This window comes from Nocardia sp. NPDC004604, assembly GCF_040609795.1.
In the GTDB taxonomy this organism is placed as follows: domain Bacteria; phylum Actinomycetota; class Actinomycetes; order Mycobacteriales; family Mycobacteriaceae; genus Nocardia.
In genome coordinates, this window is sequence record NZ_JBEXLC010000064.1 from 1 (window position 1) to 3668 (window position 3668).

The window sequence follows — 3668 nt, forward strand, 5'->3', positions numbered from 1 at the left end:
ACTTAATTATTTTTTTTTTGTTGTGTTTTTGTTTTTAAGAATTGTGCTATCCCATGAACCCCGCGCGCCCCACCGCGGGGGGGCGCCGGGGGCCCGCCGCGAGCATGGCTGGTCGTTTCGAGCGACCTGCAAGCAGTAGCTACGGCTAGCTGCAGGCCGCCGACTGCTGGCCGAGGTTGGTCAGCATGCTGCAGGCCCACGCCTTCTGGATCTTCCACTTGCCGTCCTCGGCGACGAACGGCACGTCGACGACGTTCTCCTGGCCGTTGAGCGCGACCTTGGCCTTGGCGTTGACGCTATCGCCGAAGCTGGTCACATCGGTGACCGCCACAGTGATGTTGGCGCTCTTGGCGGCCTCGGCCAGGCGGTTCGGCAGTTCCGGGTCGGCCTGCGCGCCCTGCACGCCGTCCAGCTTCTCCGAATTCGGCACCGACGGATCGAGCGCGCGCTGCAGTTGGGTGTTCAGCTCCGCGGCGGTGGGGACCGGCGGCAGGTTGGTGTTCGCGCTCGCGCTGGCCGAGGCCTTGACGCTGGTGCTCGTCTTCGCGGCCGGCTTGCTGTCCTTGTCATCGCTGCAGGCGGTCATGCCGAGTGCGGCGACGACGGCCAGCGCGGCGATGGCGATGCGTCCAGTCTTACGAAGCTTCAACTGCTCGTCCTTTGCGTTCGAGTAGGTACATGTCGTTCCACCAACGGCAGCCGTCACCCGGACCGGCGACGCTGCACGACTGACCCAGGCTACCTGTCAGCGGAGACTGCCGAGCGGATCCGCCCGGGACAGACTGATGTCGTCGGCGGCAAAGGTACGCGCCGGACCGGGCCCTGTCGAGCTGGTCTCGAACCGAACGGTAACCACACCGAGTCCGGCACCCTGCACCCACCCATGCCCGAATTCGGGATGGGTGACATCGAGTCCTGGATACCACAGCGTCGCCTCCCGCGGTGACGAATCGCCCTGAGCTGCACCGACGCTCGACTGCGCGGCCACAGAAACCTGCTGCGCCGACGCCGCCCCGAATGCGGTCTCGGCGTGCTCCGTCCCGACGCCAGCCCGCCCAACCGGCGATCCCGTATCGAGCGCCACTACGACGGCCGATCGGCCGCGTTCGGCCTCGGACGATCCGCCCCAACGATCGGAGTGCGCGGCATCGCCTTCCCAGATGCCAGCATCCGCCACCGGTGCCTGATCCAGCTCCGGGAACAGCGACTCCTGCCGCACGGTCGACAGCCCGCCATAGCCAACACCGACCAGCCGAATCGGCCCGAGCTCGGCCGGATCGATGGCCGAACGCTGCGCCGCCGTGGTCAGCGTTGCCAGCTCGGTCGTCGCGTATGGCAGGGTGAACGACCTGGTCACAATGCTCATATCGGATTTCTTCAGCTTCAGCACCACGGTGCGCGCGGCCCGTCCGTCCTTTTCCAGGCGACGGTGCGCGGCCGCCGCCATCGCCTCGATGGCCGGGCGCAGCTGGGCCATCGTGACGATATCGGTCTCATAGGTGTTCTCGGCGCTGATCTGCTTGGCCTCGGCACGCTCGGCGACCGGGCGGTCATCGATGCCGCGGGCCAGCCGGTGCAGCGCCGCGCCGATGCTGCCGCCCAGGATCGAGACCGCCTCCGATTCCGGCAGAGCGGCGAATGCGCCCACCGTCTCGATGCCGAGGGAGCGCAACCGGCTGTCGGCCACCGGCCCGATCCCCCACAGTTTGCGTACCGGCAGGCCGGCGAGCAGCTGCTGCTGCTCACCCGGCGAAACCACCCGCACCCCATCGGGTTTGGCCATTCCGGACGCGATTTTGGCGAGCTGCTTGCCGGTCCCGGCACCCACCGAGGCGACCAGCCCGGTCCGCTCGCGCACCAGCGCGCGCAGCTCCTCACAGAATTCGCGCACCCGTTCCACACTCGCCCCCGCCAATTCGGCGGGTTCGCCGAACGCCTCGTCGAACGACAGCGTCTCCAGCACGGGAATGCGGCTGCGCAGCGCGTCGAAAACCTGTGCGCTCACCATGCTGTAGACCGCGCCACGCGGCGGCACCACCACCGCCGTCACCCCGACCAGCCGCCGCGCCTGATGCATCGGCATCGCCGAGCGCGCACCGAATACCCGCGCCTCATAGCTGGCCCCCGCGACCACACCGCGCCCGCCGGTACCACCGACCAGCACCGGGCGGCCACGCAGCGTCGGCCGAGTCAGCTGCTCGACCGAGGCGAAGAAGGCATCCATATCGATGTGCAGCACCCACCGCCGGGCCGTGTGCAAGGCCGCGGCCCGCACGGTGTTATCAGTGCTCACGCACGGAAATGTACGCCGCCGCACCGACAGGTCGACCCACCAACGCCAGCCGCGGCGACCGGCCGACGGTGCCGCGCCTCGAATCGCGTGCCGCGCCCGGATCCACCGGTGAACTCATGCGCGGCGCAGCCAACCTGTGTGCACGGGCGGGTAACCTGGGCGCCGGGTGTGCGTCCGCCGCGTAATTACTGCGAAATTGCTGCTGACCTCGAGGGCGGGGCGGCCGGGCGAGCGCGGCGCTCAGCGCTGCCCGACAGGCCGTGACCTGGCACGATTCCAATGTGTTGCCACCTGGGCCGCTACTGCCGAAGCCTGGGGATCGGCCGTTCGGAGCCCGCCTGGTATGTGATGATCGGATCATGAAGATCCGCAAGGCCGTGATCCCGGCCGCCGGAATCGGCTCGCGCCTGCTGCCGCTGACCAAGGCCATCCCCAAGGAGATGCTGCCGGTCGGCGATAAGCCGGTCATCGAGCACACCGTCCGCGAGCTGGTCGCATCCGGAATCACCGATATCACGATCGTGGTCAGCGGCGGAAAGTCCTTGATCCAGGACCACTTCCGCCCGAATCCGGCGCTGGTCGCCCAACTGCGGGCCGACGGCAAGGACGCATACGCCGACGCAGTGGAAGAGGTCGGTGAACTGTCCAGGCTCGGTCACATCACCTACCTGGACCAGCACGGTCCCTACGGCAACGGCACCCCCGTGCTCAACGCCGCCCGTAATCTCGGCGACGAGCCGATGCTGGTGCTGTGGCCCGACGACGTCTTCGTCGCCCGGGTACCGCGGGCGCAGCAGCTGATCGACGCCTACGAGGCGACGGGCGCCCCGGTGCTCGCACTGATGCCGATGGATCCGTCCGAATCCCAGCGCTACGGTGTCCCGGTCGTCGCCGACGACCACGGCAACGGCCTGCTGCGCATCACCGGTCTGCGGGAGAAGCCGAAGCCCGAGGACGCCCCCTCGAACTTCGCCGCGATCGGCGGCTATGTCGTCACCCCCGGCATCATCTCCGAGCTGCGCAGACAGACCGAGCAGTGGTACGAACACCGCACCGGCGAGGTCTACCTCACCGATGCGATCAATGTGCACGCCGCCGACAGCCCGGTCTTCGGTCAGGTCATCCAGGGCCGCTGGTACGACACCGGTAACCCGGCCGACTACCTGGTCGCCCAATTCGCCTCGGCCCTGGCCCATCCGCAGTACGGGCCGCTGCTGCGCCAGCTCGTCGACTGACCGGACCGCTTCAATCGGGCGCCGCTTCAATTGGGCGCTGCTTCAATTGGGCGCTGCTTCAATCAGGCACCGCTTAAATCAGGCCCGGTTCGATCAGGCTGGTTCGATCAGGCTGGTTCGATCAGGCTGGTTCGATCAGG

Annotated in this window: 3 protein-coding genes; 1 reads left to right on the forward strand and 2 read right to left on the reverse strand. The window is 67.9% G+C overall.

Features of this window, described 5'->3' with window-relative positions:
- Window positions 1-145: 145 nt before the first annotated feature.
- Together ABZW16_RS22970 and ABZW16_RS22975 are read right to left on the reverse strand one after the other, a co-directional pair.
- On the reverse strand, window positions 146-649 hold the full coding sequence (locus ABZW16_RS22970; protein ID WP_354958013.1) for a hypothetical protein: 504 nt from the start codon (window positions 647-649) through the stop codon (window positions 146-148).
- 96 nt (window positions 650-745) lie between these two features.
- A complete protein-coding gene (locus ABZW16_RS22975) occupies window positions 746-2293 on the reverse strand; it encodes a DNA polymerase IV (protein WP_354958014.1) in 1548 nt (515 codons plus the stop codon).
- Between the two features lie 359 nt (window positions 2294-2652).
- On the opposite strand from ABZW16_RS22975, the gene ABZW16_RS22980 reads away from it, so the two are divergent.
- Window positions 2653-3528 carry a UTP--glucose-1-phosphate uridylyltransferase gene (locus ABZW16_RS22980; protein ID WP_354958015.1) on the forward strand — a complete coding sequence of 292 codons (876 nt, stop codon included), beginning with the start codon at window positions 2653-2655 and terminating at the stop codon, window positions 3526-3528.
- The last annotated feature ends 140 nt before the right edge of the window (window positions 3529-3668 follow it).

What these genes read in the sequence shown, in the direction of transcription:
- ABZW16_RS22980 (WP_354958015.1), top strand. Translation starts at nt 2,653, where the DNA reads ATGAAGATCCGCAAGGCCGTGATCCCGGCCGCCGGAATCGGCTCGCGC.